This is a genomic window from Paenibacillus sp. 32352 (genome assembly GCF_002042965.1).
Classification (GTDB): domain Bacteria; phylum Bacillota; class Bacilli; order Paenibacillales; family NBRC-103111; genus Paenibacillus_S; species Paenibacillus_S vulneris.
Genome location: NZ_MZNT01000020.1, coordinates 31,567 through 49,400, shown reverse-complemented (window position 1 = coordinate 49,400; position 17,834 = coordinate 31,567). Strand labels below are relative to the sequence as shown.

14 protein-coding genes, 1 tRNA gene and 1 other RNA gene are annotated in these 17,834 nt (G+C 47.4%); 1 reads left to right on the top strand and 15 read right to left on the bottom strand.

The window, feature by feature from the left end; genetic code table 11:
- Positions 1 to 48: 48 nt before the first annotated feature.
- The 15 genes from B1728_RS32910 to B1728_RS32840 form a co-directional block, all read right to left on the bottom strand.
- Positions 49 to 2,004, bottom strand: a complete 1,956-nt coding sequence (locus tag B1728_RS32910) for an ATP-binding protein (protein ID WP_179136292.1) — start codon at positions 2,002 to 2,004, stop codon at positions 49 to 51.
- A 79-nt stretch (positions 2,005 to 2,083) separates the two neighbouring features.
- On the bottom strand, positions 2,084 to 2,656 hold the full coding sequence (locus tag B1728_RS32905) for a hypothetical protein (RefSeq protein ID WP_079914659.1): 573 nt from the start codon (positions 2,654 to 2,656) through the stop codon (positions 2,084 to 2,086).
- Complete coding sequence (locus B1728_RS32900; protein ID WP_079914658.1) at positions 2,640 to 3,788, bottom strand: XRE family transcriptional regulator; 1,149 nt, start codon at positions 3,786 to 3,788, stop codon at positions 2,640 to 2,642. Before B1728_RS32900 ends, B1728_RS32905 begins: the two co-directional genes overlap by 17 nt.
- A gap of 403 nt (positions 3,789 to 4,191) precedes the next feature.
- Positions 4,192 to 4,556, bottom strand: a transfer-messenger RNA (tmRNA) gene (ssrA, locus tag B1728_RS32895).
- 148 nt (positions 4,557 to 4,704) lie between these two features.
- Positions 4,705 to 5,187: an SsrA-binding protein SmpB gene (smpB, locus tag B1728_RS32890; RefSeq protein WP_079914657.1), complete on the bottom strand. Its 483-nt coding sequence runs from the start codon at positions 5,185 to 5,187 to the stop codon at positions 4,705 to 4,707.
- A gap of 88 nt (positions 5,188 to 5,275) precedes the next feature.
- Positions 5,276 to 7,801: a ribonuclease R gene (gene rnr, locus B1728_RS32885; protein ID WP_079914746.1), complete on the bottom strand. Its 2,526-nt coding sequence runs from the start codon at positions 7,799 to 7,801 to the stop codon at positions 5,276 to 5,278.
- 47 nt (positions 7,802 to 7,848) lie between these two features.
- Positions 7,849 to 8,661 (bottom strand): alpha/beta hydrolase, encoded by an 813-nt coding sequence (locus tag B1728_RS32880; protein ID WP_079914656.1) that lies wholly within the window; start codon positions 8,659 to 8,661, stop codon positions 7,849 to 7,851.
- A gap of 72 nt (positions 8,662 to 8,733) precedes the next feature.
- A complete protein-coding gene (gene secG, locus B1728_RS32875) occupies positions 8,734 to 8,973 on the bottom strand; it encodes a preprotein translocase subunit SecG (protein WP_028548996.1) in 240 nt (79 codons plus the stop codon).
- Between the two features lie 136 nt (positions 8,974 to 9,109).
- On the bottom strand, positions 9,110 to 9,817 hold the full coding sequence (locus B1728_RS32870; protein WP_079914655.1) for a M50 family metallopeptidase: 708 nt from the start codon (positions 9,815 to 9,817) through the stop codon (positions 9,110 to 9,112).
- A 290-nt stretch (positions 9,818 to 10,107) separates the two neighbouring features.
- Positions 10,108 to 11,400 carry a phosphopyruvate hydratase gene (gene eno / locus B1728_RS32865; RefSeq protein ID WP_079914654.1) on the bottom strand — a complete coding sequence of 431 codons (1,293 nt, stop codon included), beginning with the start codon at positions 11,398 to 11,400 and terminating at the stop codon, positions 10,108 to 10,110.
- A gap of 33 nt (positions 11,401 to 11,433) precedes the next feature.
- Positions 11,434 to 12,969: a 2,3-bisphosphoglycerate-independent phosphoglycerate mutase gene (gpmI, locus tag B1728_RS32860; protein ID WP_079914653.1), complete on the bottom strand. Its 1,536-nt coding sequence runs from the start codon at positions 12,967 to 12,969 to the stop codon at positions 11,434 to 11,436.
- A 1-nt stretch (position 12,970) separates the two neighbouring features.
- Positions 12,971 to 13,723, bottom strand: a complete 753-nt coding sequence (gene tpiA, locus B1728_RS32855) for a triose-phosphate isomerase (RefSeq protein ID WP_079914652.1) — start codon at positions 13,721 to 13,723, stop codon at positions 12,971 to 12,973.
- A gap of 87 nt (positions 13,724 to 13,810) precedes the next feature.
- On the bottom strand, positions 13,811 to 14,992 hold the full coding sequence (locus B1728_RS32850; protein WP_079914651.1) for a phosphoglycerate kinase: 1,182 nt from the start codon (positions 14,990 to 14,992) through the stop codon (positions 13,811 to 13,813).
- Positions 14,993 to 15,275: 283 nt separating this feature from the next.
- Positions 15,276 to 16,283 carry a type I glyceraldehyde-3-phosphate dehydrogenase gene (gene gap, locus B1728_RS32845; RefSeq protein ID WP_079914650.1) on the bottom strand — a complete coding sequence of 336 codons (1,008 nt, stop codon included), beginning with the start codon at positions 16,281 to 16,283 and terminating at the stop codon, positions 15,276 to 15,278.
- A 57-nt stretch (positions 16,284 to 16,340) separates the two neighbouring features.
- Positions 16,341 to 17,369, bottom strand: coding sequence for a sugar-binding transcriptional regulator (locus B1728_RS32840; RefSeq protein ID WP_079914649.1), 1,029 nt, complete (start codon positions 17,367 to 17,369; stop codon positions 16,341 to 16,343).
- Between the two features lie 307 nt (positions 17,370 to 17,676).
- Between B1728_RS32840 and B1728_RS32835 the strand changes: the two genes are divergently transcribed.
- A tRNA-Arg gene (locus tag B1728_RS32835) sits at positions 17,677 to 17,751 on the top strand.
- The last annotated feature ends 83 nt before the right edge of the window (positions 17,752 to 17,834 follow it).

The window sequence follows — 17,834 nt, the reverse complement described above, 5'->3', positions numbered from 1 at the left end:
TAATTCATTATTCAAACTAATCACTGCTAAAGGCGGGCAACAAATATCTTATTCAGGCAAATACTGGCTGTACTTCTCTTTTAAATACCTCATACCTTCTTCATTGTCTTTCACGAACAACTCTAATTTATCTTGTAGGTATCTATGCTTACCTTTCGCTTCCTGAATAACTTGTTTCCATTCTTTAACCCAAACTTCCATATTATCACCACGATAAAGAAGTCCAGGTTCCCGATCAGACTGTGTTACCTTTTTTGCAGCAAATTTATCCATCTTGATGCCGAGGAGTATTATTTTCCATTTTGTTTTATCCTTGTCAAAATACTCATTCTCCTCTATGGCTACAGCATATTTCTCAATCTGGTTAAGCTCATCCTGACTTATCGTACAGGAAGGTCTCTTAAGTTCAATTACTAGGTTTTCAAAGTGGTCGCCACTACCAGTGACACATTGACGATATAGTCCAATGTCTGGTATATCATTCAAGTCTTTTATATTTGTATAGTCAATTTCTTCAGACAAATCACTTCTACCAAGAAGTTGCAAATGCTTCTTAAGAGCATTTTTTAGGGAAATATCATCGTAGGCGTATGTATACTGCTCACCGAATAACCACAACTCACCCAATAGAATCTTATGCAACTGACTTCTTTCTTTTAAGCGTTTGTGATATTCATCGGTATAAAGTATCTGTTCCAGGCCATTAATAAACGAAACTCGATCCGATATTAATTTCGTTGTATTTATTATGGATTCTAGACTGGTCTTATCGAGTATCGCGGCGAACTCTTCCTGTTGATCTATTGGTAAATTTAAAACTTCATTTAATATCTTGCTTAAACTCGTTGGATTTGCCTGTAAAGCTTCTTTAAGAAGTCTATAGGTGAATTTTTTTGATCCTTTATTTAGATTACTGAATTCGGGTAAATACTGATTTATTTTTACAGCGCAGATATCAAAAACCTGCCTCTCAGCAATCTCAATTACTGAAGTTGCCTTGCCTGAGTATGGATAAACCTTTTCTTCCTTAAGCTTCTTAACTTCTTTAGATGCTTCATTTGCAAGTCTACTTCGGTAAACGGATTTAAGTATCTCATAGGCTTCATCTCTAAGTGCATTATATTCGAGTGACATCTCTCTTACTTCTAGTTGATTTTCATTAACCAGCTTTTCAATTACATCACTATGAAGATAGGCAGTATGGGAAAATCCTCCTGTACTCTTAACTCCAGATGATTCTTCCTCGTAAGTAATTCCTTCGTTATTGCATAAGAATAATTTCTTATTTGAACCCGTTTTCCATTCAATGACTTTTAATAATCCTTTAATTTCTCCATTATGATAGTTTACATTAATTATATAGTTCTGTTGGGAAGCAATTACTTTGTTTGGGTCCAACTTTCTCCCATCAATGATAATCTTTATTCCACTATATGCGAGTAAATACGGAGCGAAGATTACTGTTAATTCACTGGCTAATCTTTCACTATCTGCTAATTCATTGACCTTCTCATCGAATAGTTCTGTTATACTTACGCTAACTCCAGTCCTAATCCCTATTATTTTCTTAGGTTCGGAAAATTGAAAGTAGTTCATATTCCCTAACCGACCTATTATATTATATTCGTATAGTTCCTCATCTTCCCTGAAGATACAAACCCACTCTACACTTTTACCTAAAGCAAATCCATTATAACGTCCCTGACCAAGTTTACCATGATACCTCCTTCCCCCAGGACTAAACCTTGCATTAATTTTATGAGAGCCGCCTAATTTCCCAAAGCGGTCATTGATATATCCAAAGTTTATACCATCACCGTTATCCACGATGTAAATATGTTCAATTCCCCCAAGACCATTTTTATCAAATTTCACCTCAACCTCAGTTGCGTCTGCATCAAGAGCATTCCATATTAACTCAGCTAATGCCTTAAGAGGTTTTGTTTTTGAGAATTTGTTAAGATGTTCATTTGATAACTTAACCTCTAATTGTCTCAGTCCCATAATATCACCGACTTTCGTTTGCAGTTTGGTTGACTTTGAAATTAACATGGGTCTCTAAGATCGGTTATGCATAAATTCATTATTTGTATAGTTTCATCTGCATAGACTGTTCGTACATTTTATTTAAATATTTAGATAAGGGTCGGTTTAGCTCAGTATGTTCCTTGATGATAATATCCTTATCCGAATCGATCAGATGGCCCTCATAGAAAAGCCACCCAAATAATTGAGGAGTTGTCTGCACCTTATCATTTTCCATAAACATTGCAGCTAGTTTCCTTGCTCCCTGATCATCAGTTAAAAATGCTTGTCCCATTCTTTTAGCAAAAGCAATTGATGAAAGTTCCCCTTTTGACAGATTTTTGCTACTTTGAAGTATTTCCACTTCCTGCAAATCTGAAATGCTTAGGTGATAATCTCTAAGTCTACCCTTATTACGCTCGGATATTAAGCGATCTTTTAGAATCTCTTCTTCTGTTGTGCTACTTCTTCTTGGTTTTTGCAGACATTCATAGAGTACAAACCGAGTACATATTAAAGTACATTTCGCTTGAAGAACAGCCGAATAAAAAACAGTTGAAGAAAGAATATTCCAAATCGAGCAGGTGTCTATAACATTATGTAAGTAAAAGTTCTTAATCTGGTTGGACATATCGAATATTCACCCCAAAGATGCTCATTATTTCTCGCAGTTCTCTCTCGTGAACCATAAGCATTTCTGCCATTCTAGAGGCTGTTATAATATCCTTTGCATATGCATCTAAGCACAATTGTAAATAATCACTAGTAAGTCCACGCTCCAATAGAGTTTTTCTTCTTTCTTCTCCTTTGGGCGATAATCCTCGTAATTCTGGATCAATCTTTAAATTTCTAGGCACTTTCACTGATTTAATTAATCTCTCCGTATTGGAGTCAATTAAACGTTCATCTTTCAATGCTATCGCCAAAACTTCCGTGTTTACATTAAGTTTCACTGACCAATAAAGAACTTTCTCATCGTCCCAACTGTGCGAACTAGGAATTAAGTTTGTGAAATTCCGAGGCAATAAAAAATGAGCAGCGAAGGTATTCGCACGAATTTCTACTAAGTCATTTTTAGACCACTTAGTAAAAGAAACAACGGCTTGATGCTCGTCATCCAAAATACTATGAGCAACTTCATGTGCCGCTGTAAATCGTTGCCTAAACATATCTTCTGAATAGTTCACAAGAATGCATTTCCCTGCAATTGGGTGATTAATATATAATCCTGAGATATTAGAGTTATCTAGTTTACGACGATATACTTTTACTCCTAGCTTTCGAAAATCTCTGTATATATTTAACGGAATCTCATTATCGCTATAATTTAAATACGACCTAAGTCTTGATGCTGCTGCTCTGCCATGATATTTATAATTCGAGCCTTCTTTCTCAAAGTAAAAAGCCGTATGCTGGAGACCAAGATTTTGAGTTAAGAAAGCCTCATTCTCAGCTAAGAATAAAACCTCTTGTATAGCCCACCGATCTGATTTAGAAAGTTTTCCGCCATATTTTCTAAACAAATAATCTGTTTGTTCAAATGAGGTTACTTGTTTATTGGTAATAAAGAATCGAAAATCACATTTATAATAATCGGCAAGTATCAGAATTTCATCACCAGAAGGCTCCAAAAAACCCTGTTCAAAAGCAGATAATCGATCCACTTCAATACCTGTATAGAGCGCTAACTCCTCATTTGATATCTGAAATTGCTCTCTATATCTACGAAGCTTTTCGGGTAGTGACGCCAGTTCAATCGCCAAGATTGATCCCCTCTAACCAATAAAATATTTGTTCAGTTAAATAAGGCATTAACAATTTGGTGCAGATCTTGTATGTATCTGACACTGAATTTCTTTGACAGAGTTGATTGTGTGAAACTAACAGCCTCCTAATACTTTATTACATTATTATACAATATTCGTCATGGGTTTTCCTTTTCCTTTTCCTTTTCCTTCCTCAATAGTATTAAAATGAACAACTTCGGAAACACGTATTTACAGTTCCCTTCAGTCTCGGTTCAACAAATTCAGGAAATAGTTTTTTATCGTTAAGAATAAAAAGAGGCTATTGCTTCAGATCCGCTCGATCTGTACCCTCAAAGGATCTCCCCCTTGGCGTCTCTATAAAGCAAAAAGACACCCTCTCGAGTGTCTTTGCTTGTACTTATGGAGACGAGGGGAGTCGAACCCCTGTCCGAAGATAACGCCACATAGGCTTCTACGGGTGTAGTCACAGTTTTGATGTCACCCGAGCAGCGCCCCGTAACCGGCTCTGCGTTGGGTCAGCCTGGTTGTCTTCTTCAGCTAGCCGCAGGCGGAGACTAGACAGCGTATCCCACTATAGGTTGAGCCCCTATCCCGCCACATGGGCGATGGAAGGTAGGAGCGCTCCAGCAGTTTCTTAGGCTGCTAAAAGAGCAGGTTGTTGTTGTTTGCCATTTAATAGGCTTTAGCGTTGATAAAGCGGTCGCGTCCCCACTACCCGCTACCTATGCTCGAACTATCCCCGTCGAATCCAGAAACGTCCCCGCATAGGTGGGCTTTCTGCCAGGAAAGCCGCAATAGATGAAGCATGCATCCGCTTGGGATGCTTACTTAGTATACCATATTTCCGAACAAAGTGAAGCCTATCTTGCTGGAAGCCGAACCAATTTCGCATTGAAATTGGCGATGGGTGCTATCGGGCAATCTTCTGCTTCTCGCGAAGGGCCCGTTGAATATCACGCTGCGCATCGCGTTTGGCCGCGGATTCGCGCTTATCGTACTGCTTCTTCCCTCGACCGAGACCGAGCAGCAGCTTCGCGTAGCCGTTCCGCACATAAATCTTGAGCGGCACGAGCGTATACCCTTCCTGCTTGGCTTGACCAAGCAGCTTGCGGATCTCCGCTTTCTTCAGCAGCAGCTTGCGGGTACGGGTCGGATCGGACGGATTATGCCGATTTCCCTGCTCGAACGGGCTGATATGCACATTATGAATGAAGGCCTCGCCGTTCCGTATGGTGGCAAAAGCATCACCGATATTAGCTCGTCCCAGCCTTAGCGACTTGATCTCCGTGCCGGTCAGCACCATGCCGCACTCGTAAGTATCCTCAATAAAATAATCATGGGAAGCTTTCTTGTTCTGCGCAAGAACCTTACCATCGGCCTTTTTGGTAGTCATCGTTCCCCAACTCCTTCCCTACAGCGCTCCGAAAAAGGGATTGGAGTTCATTTTACCAAACTCCAATCCCCCGAAGCAAGCGAAAAAGCTACTTTTTCAGCTTTTTCTTGCGCTTGCGCGGCGCTGGACGCCCGCCTTCGGCTGCTGCTCCCTTGCCGGAGCCATGCGCCTCCAGCGCGCGCGCCTTGGCGGCCTCGACCCCGGTGCCCCGCGAGGTACCGGCCGACAGAGCCGCCCCGCCGCTGGCGCTGCCCTTGCGCGTCCGCGCGCTCTTGCTGCCGGCTGCGCCTTTGCTCGCGCTGGCGCCGGACTTGCTGCGCTTGCCGCCGCGCGCGGCCTCCGCTGCTGTACGCTCGCGATCGCCTCCGCGGCCAGCGCGTCCTGCGCGTCCGCCGGCAGCTTCGCCACGGCGTCCGCGAGCCTTATTGCCGCGGCGCGCACCCTTCAGCGCGTCGACCAAGCTCATCTTCTGCTTCCGCGGCTTCATATCCACCAGCTCAAAATCGATGGTGTGTTCATCCATGCTGACGCGGGAGACGCGTACCTTCACTTCATCGCCGAGGCGGTAAATTCGGGACGTCCGCTCTCCGATCAGCGCGTGCTGCGCCTCATGATAATGGTAATAATCATCATGCATATCGCTCAGTCGAATAAGTCCTTCGACTGTATTGTCCAACTCGACGAAAATTCCGAAGTTCGTCACACTGCTAATAATGCCCTCGAATTCCTCGCCGACCTTATCCATCATATACTCGGCCTTCTTCAGCGCCTCGGTTTCCCGCTCCGCATCGACAGAAGCACGCTCGCGCTCCGACGATTGCTTCGCGATATCTTCCATGCGTCCTGCCAAGTACTCTAGACGCTTATCATCCAGCGTGCCGCTTTCCAGCACCTCGCGAATCACACGATGAATAATCAAATCCGGATAACGTCGAATAGGGGACGTAAAGTGAGAATAAAACTCAGCCGCCAAGCCAAAGTGCCCCAAGCTATGAGCGTCATACCGCGCCTGCTTCATGGAACGAAGCATTACGGTGCTGATGACCGTCTCTTCCTTGGTTCCCTTGATTTCCTCCAGCAGCGTCTGAAGCGCACGAGGATGCACCGTATTACCTTTGCCGCGAACAACATAGCCGAAGTTCGTAATGAACTCCATGAAATGCATTAGCTTCTCCGAATCCGGCTCCTCATGAATCCGGTACAGGAACGGAACCTTCAACCAGTGAAAATGCTCCGCCACTGTTTCATTAGCCGCCAGCATGAACTCCTCGATAATCATCTCGGCGATGGTACGGTCCCTTTTGATAATGTCCGTCGGCTTGCCGTTCTCATCGACCAGAATCTTGGATTCCTGGAAGTCAAAATCGATAGCTCCGCGATTCATCCTCCGGCCGCGAAGCTTCATAGCCAGCTCTTCCATCAGCTTGAAGTCATCCATCAAGTAAGCGTAACGCTCCTGAAGCTCTTCATCCGCCTCGCCTGTCAGCAGCTTACGCACATTCGTGTAGGTCATGCGCTCGCTGGTCTTAATCACACTTGTAAAAATATCATGTCGAACGACATTCAAGCTGGCGTCGAACTCCATCTCGCAGGACATCGTCAACCGGTCTACCTGCGGATTCAATGAGCAAATCCCATTAGACAGCCTATGCGGCAGCATCGGGATAACCCGGTCCACCAGATAGACGCTGCAGCCGCGATTATACGCCTCTCTGTCCAGCGGAGTGCCCTCCCGGACATAATAGCTTACGTCAGCAATATGAACGCCCAGCAGGTAGTTTCCGTTCGGCAGACGCTCTACGTTAACCGCATCGTCCAGATCCTTGGCATCTTCCCCGTCAATCGTGACAATCCGCTTATTCCGCAAATCGCGGCGGCCGGCCAGATCCTCCTCCGATATGACCTCAGGCACTTCCTGAGCTTGCTCCATAACCTCATCCGGAAATGCTTCCGGCAGCATATGTTTACGGATGATGGAAATAATATCGACTCCTGGATCATTTTTATGACCCAAAATCTCAATGACTTCCCCTTCCGCTGCAGCACGGCCTTCCGGGTACGACACGATGTTAACGACAACCTTATGTCCGTCCATCGCTCCGTTAAACGCATGCTTAGGAATAAAAATATCCCGTATCACTCTTTTATCATCCGGAATGACAAAGGCGTAGCCGCCCTCATGGGATTGAAACAAGCCTACCATTTGCGTATTAGCCCGGGTAACGACTCGGACTACCTCACCCTCCAGCTTGCCGCCGTGGGTGCTTTTCGTCGTGATCCGAACCAGAATCGTATCTCCGTTCATCGCACCGGCCATGTCATTGGCGTGAATGTATACGTCCGGATGATCCCTGTCCTCAGGAATTAGGAATCCAAAGCCCTTGGGGTGAGCCTGCAGCTTGCCTCGCAGCAAATTCATTCTTTCCGGCACGCCGTAGCGCTCCGTTCTGGTCCGCAGAATCAAGCCCTCATTTTCCAGCTCGTTCAATAACTTAAGGAAATCTTTGAACTCCAAGGCACTTTCGATCTGAAAATGCTTCTCCAATTCCTGGTATGTCATCGGCTTGTAGGCCGTTTCCTTCATGAAGTCCAATATCGCTTCTCTTGTAATCAACATTTCACCTTCCTTCTCTCTTTCATATAGTTTTACCCATTTCCCTGCTAAGATAACACCGCACCGTCACTTGACCAGCCTAATGCACGCACAAGCGCCGCATGATGCTGAACCATCATCACAAAACGATGAATATCTTCATATACCTTCTCCCGCTCTTTATCCAGCAGCACAGCATGAGAAGAGTTCGGATAATACGTAAGCTGCTTCATTTGGGACGATACGTGCTGATAAATATAGGCAGCGCTTTTGGGACGAACCACGCCGTCATGCTCCCCTTGGGCGATAAAAATCGGAACATTCACCTTCTCCAGTCTGGATTTGACCAGCTTCATCAGCTTTCTCAAATCGACGATGCAGGGAACCGGCATTTTGGTATATGTACACGCTTCCTCGATAATATAATCGGCAGCAGCAGGCTTTGCCTCCATATAATTCATCACATATTTCAAAAGGACAGCCATGATCGTCTTCCTGCTTTTCAGAAATATCGGCGCGGACAAGGAGATAACGCCCTCCAGCCTGCGTTCCATAGCCAGCTTCATCGCCAATAAGCCTCCCATGGAATGGCCAATCACGATAACCTGTTTCCCGTTCCGGTTCTTAATCGCGTCATAATGCTGCACCACATAGCCTGACCAATCCTTCCAGCCTGTTGTCATCATATCCTCCGGCGAGGTCCCATGACCAGGAAGCAAGATTCCGTCTACCGTGTAGCCGATGTCATGCAAATAATATCCGAGCCGGCGAAATTCCGCCGGTGAACTGGTAAACCCGTGTATCATCATTATATGAGTCGAAGCACGTTCCCCGTGACCCTGTAGAAAAAAAGGTTCCGTTGTTTTCTCATTGCGGCTCATGACCCGACCTCCGAAAGCTGTGCTTGAACAAAAAAACAGCAGGAGTATCATTCCCCTGCTGCGTGTGTTTTATTACCCTAATTTTACGAAGTAAGCAGCGACCAGCGACAGAATGAAGAATGCTGCTGCCAATCCGATCGTCAATCGCGATAAAAACAACTCCAAGCCGCGCGCCTTTTGTTTTCCGAACAGATGCTCCGCACCTCCGGAGATGGCACCGGACAACCCTGAGCTCTTCCCTGGCTGAAGCAGTACGACCGCGATCAAGCCGAGAGAGGCGATGACCAGTACGATTTTCAAAACAAGTTCCATGTTTCCACCTCCTGCGAGCAATCATTCCTGGATTAAACAAAAGCTAACGGTATAGCCACAATAAGACCCTAAAATAGACAGCATTTGTATTATATCACAGACTTGTCCTAGTGGCAAATAAGCCCCCTATATCCTCTTAACGGTATTCGTTATAACGGGGCTGTTCCGATTGCCGTGCCGGTCTCCTGCGCTCCAGAAAGGCGGTGATCGCTTTTTTGGCGCACCATAACCCGAATAGGCTGAAGAATACCGCCCAGCCCAAGGCCGGTATGAATGTGATTCGGCTTAAGTTGGCCGCATCCCCTGCCGATGCCGGATTCTCCAGCGCATACACGATCAGCGAAATCGGACCGACCACCGATTCCTCCAAGGTGAGGAACGCGAGCAGCAAATAATAAAAATCCGTCAGCCAGCGTGGAGATAATGCCAGCATAATGATGTTCAAAGCGATGAAACCGACCAGCCACATGACGCCGAACTCGTTGCGAACGAATAAAATGAGGGAGATGATAGCAATCACGGTAATGACCTGAAGCCCGAGCCGCTGTCTGCCCCCAGCCCGCATTTTGAATAAGAAGACGGCGAACAAGGACGCTGTCATATAGCCGGCGAGCGATACCGGAATGGAACTCCAATTATTCATGATCTGGGAGTACGTAACCCCGCTGTGATTGGCGTACAGCTCAATGTACATAACCTTACCCGAAAGCGCCAGCGTCATCACCGCATGGCCAAATTCGTGAATCATCGTGTCCAAGTTGCGGAAAAAAGATGAAAAGGGGATCAACCGTGTCAGAAAGGCTGACCCTATTAAAAATAATACAGTCTTTAACCCGTTACCCATGATTGACCCCCTGGAACGGGTTGTATGAACAGCGCAGAGTCTTATCGGACCTGTGCTTCTGCCTGCGAATGAGACACTGCCTCCGGCGTCTGTTGAAAACGGGCTCTTTAATCATTTCCCTTGCGGTAACAACCCGTTTTCAAAGGCCGCACGTAAACTCTCCGGCAGCTGTCTCTTTCTCCGGCCGAATCCTTCGATGAAAATAGCTGTTCATACAACCCATTTATTATTAAATAAGCACAAAAGACGGATTTAGAACCCGTCTTTTGATTATACCAAGTACTACTATCTTATTTGAAGTTCTTCAAGTTGTAGAACGCTTTTTTACCAGCGTATTGAGCTGTGCCGCCCAATTGGTCTTCGATGCGAAGCAATTGGTTGTACTTCGCTACGCGGTCTGTACGGGAAGGAGCACCTGTTTTGATTTGACCCGCGTTAGTTGCAACCGCGATATCGGCGATGGTGCTGTCTTCGCTCTCACCGGAACGGTGGGAGATAACTGCAGTATAGCCAGCGCGCTTAGCCATTTCGATAGCATCGAAGGTTTCAGTCAAAGTACCGATTTGGTTCACTTTAACCAAGATGGAGTTTGCGATGTCTTGCTCGATACCTTGGGACAAGCGAACTGTATTCGTTACGAACAGGTCGTCGCCAACCAATTGTACTTTGCCGCCCAATTTCTCAGTGAGCAATTTCCAGCCTTCCCAATCGTCTTCGGAGCAGCCGTCTTCGATTGTGATGATTGGATATTTTTCAACCCAGTTCGCCAAGAAGTCTACGAACTCAGCGGAAGTGAAGGATTTGCCTTCGCCTTCGAGGTGGTATTTGCCGTCTTTGAAGAACTCAGTGGAAGCCACGTCCATACCCAAGAATACGTCAACGCCTGGTTTGTAGCCAGCACGCTCGATAGCGGTCAGGATGGAAGTGATAGCTTCTTCGTTGGAAGCGAAGTTAGGAGCAAAGCCGCCCTCGTCGCCAACTGCTGTGTTCAAGCCTTTTTCTTTCAATACGGATTTCAGGCTGTGGAAGATCTCAGCACCCGTACGAAGAGCTTCTTTAAATGTAGGAGCGCCTACAGGAAGAACCATGAATTCTTGAACGTCCACGTTGTTGTCAGCGTGAGCGCCGCCGTTGATGATGTTCATCATAGGTACTGGAAGCTGTTTTGCGTTGAATCCGCCCAAATATACGTACAGAGGGATGTCCAAAGCTTCAGCAGCTGCACGAGCTACAGCCATGGAAACCGCCAAAATAGCGTTAGCGCCCAACTTAGCTTTGTTAGGAGTACCGTCCAGCTCGATCATTTTGTTGTCGATTGCGACTTGATCCAAAGCGTCGAAACCGATCAATTCAGGAGCGATGATATCATTTACGTTCTCAACAGCTTTCAGAACGCCTTTACCCAAGTAGCGGGATTTGTCGCCGTCGCGAAGCTCAACTGCTTCGTATGCGCCTGTGGATGCGCCGGATGGAACGATAGCGCGGCCTTTTGCGCCGGACTCCAGATATACTTCTACTTCTACTGTTGGATTCCCGCGGGAATCCAGCACTTCACGAGCATAAACATTAGTAATCATTGTCATGACTTGATACACTCCTTATTCTTTGTAAGATGGTTATTGAATTAAAGCTTGACCGGTCATTTCCTCAGGCTGCTGTACTCCGAGAAGCTTCAGCACCGTAGGGGCGATATCCGCCAAAATGCCACCATTTCTTAGTGTAACATGTTTGTCGGTCACAATAAAAGGTACCGGATTGGTCGTATGCGCCGTGTTGCGGCTGCCGTCCGGATTCGTCACCACATCGGCATTTCCGTGGTCCGCTGTAATCAAGGCTACGCCGCCTTGTGCAAGGATCGCTTCAACGACTTTGCCCAAGCACTCGTCCGTAGCTTCAATCGCTTTGACCGTCGGCTCAAGCAAACCGGAGTGACCTACCATGTCCGGATTCGCGAAGTTCAGGATGATGACATCGTGGCGTCCGGCTTCGATCTCCTTCACCGTCGACTCGGCCAGCTCATACGCGCTCATCTCCGGCTGCAGATCATACGTCGCTACTTTCGGCGAATTGATCAAGACGCGGGTTTCACCTGGAAGCTCTACATCGCGTCCGCCGCTGAAGAAGAACGTTACGTGCGGGTATTTCTCCGTCTCTGCCGTACGCAGCTGCTTCAGGTTGTTTTGCGCCAACACCTCACCTAGCGTGTTATCCAGGTTCTTAGGCTTGTAAGCAACGAATCCGTCCACGCTCTCGCTGAATAGCGTCAAGCAGACATAGTGCAGATTCGAAGGGCATTTCGGCCCGCGATCGAAGCCGCGGAAATCGCTGTTCGTGAACACTTGAGACAGCTGAATGGCGCGATCCGGACGGAAGTTGAAGAAGATAACGGAATCGCCCGATTCAACCAATCCAACAGGAGTTCCGTCAGCCTTCACAATAACGGTCGGCATCACAAATTCGTCGAATACCGATTTCTCGTACGATTCGACGATCGCTTTCATCGGATCCGTATAGGTTGGACCTTCGCCGTATACCATCGCGCGGTAGGATTTCTCCGTACGCTCCCACCGTTTGTCGCGGTCCATCGCATAGTAACGGCCTTGCACCGTAGCGATTTTACCTACGCCAAGCTCGCTGATTTTGGACTGCAATTTCTCCATGTACATTTTAGCGCTGTCCGGAGCCACGTCGCGGCCGTCCAGGAACGCATGAATGTACACTTCGTCGAATTGTTCCTTTTTGCAGGCTTCGAGCAATGCGAACAGGTGATCGATGTGGCTGTGAACGCCCCCATCGGACAGTAAGCCGTACAGATGCAGCTTCTTGCCGTTCTGCTTCGCGCTGCGAATGGCTCCTAGAATCGTCTCGTTATCGAAGAATTCGCCGTCGCGAATCGATTTGGAGATCCGAGTCAAATCCTGATACACAATACGGCCTGCACCGATGTTCAAGTGGCCAACCTCGGAGTTGCCCATTTGTCCCTCAGGAAGCCCTACGGCTTCGCCGCAAGCGGTCAATGTCGTATGAGGGTATTCCGCCCAGTAACGGTCGTAGTTCGGCTTTTTCGCTTGAGCGACGGCATTGCCCATCACTTCGCCGCGAAGGCCGAAGCCGTCAAGTATAATCAGTGCTACCGGTTTCGGTCTGGACATCTTACTTCGCCCCCTCGACGAGTGCGATGTAGGAAGCCGGCTCCAAGCTCGCTCCGCCTACGAGAGCGCCGTCGATGTCGGACTCTTGCATATATTCGCTGATGTTGTTAGGCTTCACGCTGCCGCCGTATTGAATACGAACCGCATCCGCTGTCGCTTGGCCGTACAAGCCTGCCACCAATTCGCGGATATAGCTGATAACTTCATTAGCGTCCGCAGCTGTGGAGGATTTGCCCGTTCCGATCGCCCAGATCGGCTCGTATGCAATAACAACTTGTGCTGCCTGCTCTGCGCTAAGGCCAGCAAAAGCCGCTTCCGTTTGCACTTTGCAAACATCCTTCGTTTGGCCTGCTTCGCGCTCTTCGAGCTTCTCGCCTACGCAGAGGATTGGAGTCAAGCCATGCTTGAAGGCCGCATGTACTTTTTTATTTACGATCTCGTCTGTTTCCGCGAAATAAGCGCGGCGCTCAGAGTGTCCGATGATCACGTAGTCTACGCCAAGGTCCTTCAGCATCACACCGCTGATTTCACCTGTGAACGCGCCGCTGTCTTCAAAATGAAGGTTTTGGGCGCCGACTTTCAGCGTCGTTCCTTTTACAGCCTCAACCAGGGCAGGCAGGTTGGTGAATGGAGCGCAGATGACGCTCTCCACGCCGTCTACTTCGGCTTTGCCTTTGACTTCGTTAACGAAAGCTACCGCTTCGCTTACGGTTTTGAACATTTTCCAGTTACCGGCAATGATCGGTTTACGCATTTTCGTCACTCCTTGTAGGTAGATTTCCGGCGAGTAACCGGACCAGCTTCAAGCAGGCCGGTCATTCACCGGTCTATGTGAAATGTCTTATTTATCGTTCAAAGCTACAACGCCTGGAAGAGCTTTTCCTTCCATGAACTCCAGGGAAGCGCCGCCGCCTGTGGAGATATGGTCCATTTTGTCGGCAAGATGGAACTTCTCAACTGCTGCTGCAGAGTCGCCGCCGCCGATTACCGTATAGCCGGAAGTAGCTGCGCAAGCTTCTGCAACTGCACGAGTACCGTGGGAGAATGGCTCGATTTCGAATACGCCCATAGGTCCGTTCCATACAACCAGCTTGGATTCCGCAATCGTTTTGGCATATTTCTCACGGGTTTTTGGTCCGATGTCGATACCTTCCCAATCCGCAGGAATTCCGCTGATCGAAACAGCCTTCGTATTCGCCGTAGGGCTGAAGTCGTCCGTTACGATGATGTCTTCCGGAAGCAGGAAGTTCACGCCTTTTTCCTTCGCTTTGTTAATGAAGCTGAGAGCAAGGTCGATTTTCTCGTTGTCTACCAACGACTTGCCGATCTCGTGACCTAGAGCTTTCAAGAACGTGTAGGACAAGCCGCCGCCGATGATGATGTTGTCTGCGATGTTCAGCAGGTTGTTGATAACATCGATCTTATCTTTAACCTTTGCGCCGCCAACGATAGCTGTGAAAGGACGCTCCGGATTGTTCAACGCTTTACCCAATACATCCAGCTCTTTCTCCATCAACAGACCGGAAACTGCCGGCAAGTGATGTGCGATACCTTCTGTTGAAGCGTGGGCACGGTGAGCAGCGCCGAACGCATCATTAACATACAGGTCAGCCAGCTCAGCGAATGATTTAGCCAGTTCCGCATCGTTCTTCTCTTCACCAGCATAGAAACGCACGTTCTCAAGCAGCAGTACATCGCCTTCGTTCAAAGCTGCAACTTGCGCTTTTACCGCGTCGCCGATAGCTTCGTCCGCTTTAGCAACCGGTTTGCCCAACAGCTCAGCCAAACGAACAGCAGCCGGAGTCAAGCGAAGCTCTTCCACAACTTGTCCTTTTGGACGTCCCAAGTGGCTCGCCAAAATAACTTTAGCGCCTCTTTCCGTCAAATATTGAATCGTAGGAACCGTTTCGCGAATCCGCGTATCGTCCGTGATTTGTCCATTTTCCAACGGAACGTTGAAATCTACCCGTACAAATACTCTTTTGCCTTTTACTTCTACGTCACGAACGCTTTTTTTGTTCATTGTTCTCCCGCGCCTCCTCTATATTTTACCATTGCGACTGGACCTATCCAAACATAAAAAATGTGGTTCTGCCTGACTCCGTTACAAACGTTCCCGCCTATAAAACAATAGAGGATGTACTACAGAGCGCCAGCGTGGTTCCTTTGAGATTCTATTCATACCGCTATGAAGTCCAATCAAAAGAATACCCTCTCAACAGCACCTGAAAGTACATCCCCTTTGCATAATAGAGCGAAGCGTTTTATAACCCGTTCAGTTCATAACCACAGTTGGTTGATCTAAATTACAGACCTTTTTTTGCGATGAAGGATACCAAGTCAACTACACGGTTGGAGTAGCCCCACTCGTTGTCGTACCAGGAAACCACTTTAACCAGGTTGTCGCCAACTACCATAGTCGACAAAGCGTCGATGGTGGAGGAAGCTGGGTCACCGTTGTAGTCGCTCGATACAAGCGGCTCAGCGGAATAGTTCAAGATTCCTTTCAAAGGGCCGTTAGCTGCTTCTTGCAATGCTGCGTTTACTTCGTCAACCGTTACGTTCACTTTCAATTCAGCAACCAGGTCAGTTACGGAAACGTTAGGAGTAGGAACGCGGAATGCCATACCGTTCAATTTGCCTTTCAACTCAGGAAGCACCAAGGAAACGGCTTTAGCTGCACCTGTAGTGGAAGGAATGATGTTCTCAGCCGCTGCACGAGCACGACGAAGATCTTTATGCGGAAGATCCAATACGGATTGGTCGTTAGTGTAGGAGTGAATAGTTGTCATCATACCTTTAACGATACCGAATTTGTCGTTCAACACTTTAGCGAATGGAGCCAAGCAGTTGGTTGTGCAAGAAGCGTTGGAGATGATAGTGTGACTAGCTGGATCGTATTTATCTTCGTTAACGCCAAGAACGATAGTGATATCTTCGTCTGTTGCAGGAGCGGAGATGATAACTTTCTTAGCGCCGCCTTTCAAGTGAAGGGAAGCTTTTTCTTTCGCTGTGAAAATACCTGTGGATTCAACAACGATCTCAACGCCGTTAGCAGCCCAAGGCAGGTTCTCTGGGTTACGCTCAGCAAATACTTTTACTGTTTTGCCGTTAACGATCAAAGCGCCTTCTGTTGCTTCAACAGTGCCTGCGAATTTACCGTGAGTCGTGTCATACTTCAACAGGTGAGCCAAAGTTTTAACATCAGTCAAGTCGTTGATAGCTACAACTTCTACTTCAGGGTTGTTGAATGCTGCGCGGAATACGTTACGACCAATACGTCCAAAACCGTTAATACCTACTTTAGTTGCCATGTGAGATAGCCTCCTAATTATTAGTCATTTGGATTTATGTCAAGACAGGATAACCTGTCATGATGGCAATGTCTGAACTATGACCTGCGCTGCCGCTTCGTCAATGACGACAATATCTTCTCTGCCGAACCGCAGCACCGCCGCGATCGCTTCGCCCTTGCTCTTGCCCCCGGCTACGCCGATCACGCAGTCCATTTCTTGAATATCTTCGATTCTCAAGCCGACGGTCGGCATATTGTGCAGGATTTTGCCGTCCCGGTCAAAATAATAACCGAACGCCTCCGCCAACGCGCCGTCGTTCCGCAAGCTTGCTGTGGTAGCTTCATCGACCTTCCGCCGTCTAGCCATCACCATAGCGTCACCCATTCCATGAATAACGATACGGGCTTTGCGGATAAACTGGATAATCTCCAGGATGTTGCTGTCCTGCATCAAGGTTTGATAAGCTTCCTCGCCCAGATGATAAGGCACATGAAGCAGCCGGTACTTGGCACCCGTCTTCTTGGCCATCGTCGAAGCGATTGTGTTCGCCTGGACATCCATGCTTTCTCCAAGCCCGCCTCGAGCCGGTACGAACCAGCTGCCCTTAAGCGAGGTGGAGGAGGACAAATGATAGGCGACCTCTGCCATCGTAGAGCCTCCGGTTACGGCAATCACTTCATCCTTGGATACGTACTTGCTGAGTACGGCAGCTCCGGCGCGCCCCAGCTCCTTCTTCGTATGAGGAGAAGTGTCCGAATCTCCGGGCACGACAACGACCTGCTTCAGCCCGAAGTGCGCGCGAATTCGTTCTTCAAGCTCCGTTAAGCCGAACAAATCTTTAACGAGCGGCTCGATTTTCTCCAGAAGCTGTCTTCCGGCTTCGCTGATTTTCATGCCCGAGGCATCGACATTGAGCAATCCCTGCGCTTTCAGAAAATCGACCTCGGCCCGAAGGATACGCTCCGTCTTGTTCAGCGACGCCGCAAGCGTTCTGCGGCCTACGATACCGGATACCATGATATGGTGCAGGATGGTATACCGTTCTTTCAACGTGTCCAGCAAGTCCGGCAGAAGCTGCTTTTGAATATCGAGTAACTCTCTCATAAAACACACTCCCGCTGGCTATTGGACTTTTTTCGTCCCAGTACTACATTTTAAGTCCCACAGACTTCAAAAAAACAACTAAGCTTTCACTTAGCTAAGTTCATTATATAAAATCTGAAAACCATTTTCAACTAAAACTCACAAAATGGACAAAAAAATAGTTCTATCGTTGAAACATCTGACCTCTGCTCCGGGAATCTTTTTTCATCTCTATATACCCAATGCCAATTTTACTCAGAGGGTTGCTTTTTTGTGCCCGGTATCATATAATAACTCTTGCTTCACTTTTTGTAAGACAATCTATTATGCGCCCGTGGTCCAATGGATATGACGTAGGCCTCCGGAGCCTGAGATTAAGGTTCGATTCCTTACGGGCGCGCCACTTTACTTTACGAAGATCAAGCCTCTATACCTGGCAGCTATGCAGGTTGGAGGTTTTTTTGCAGGTGTTGTTTGACCTTTCTT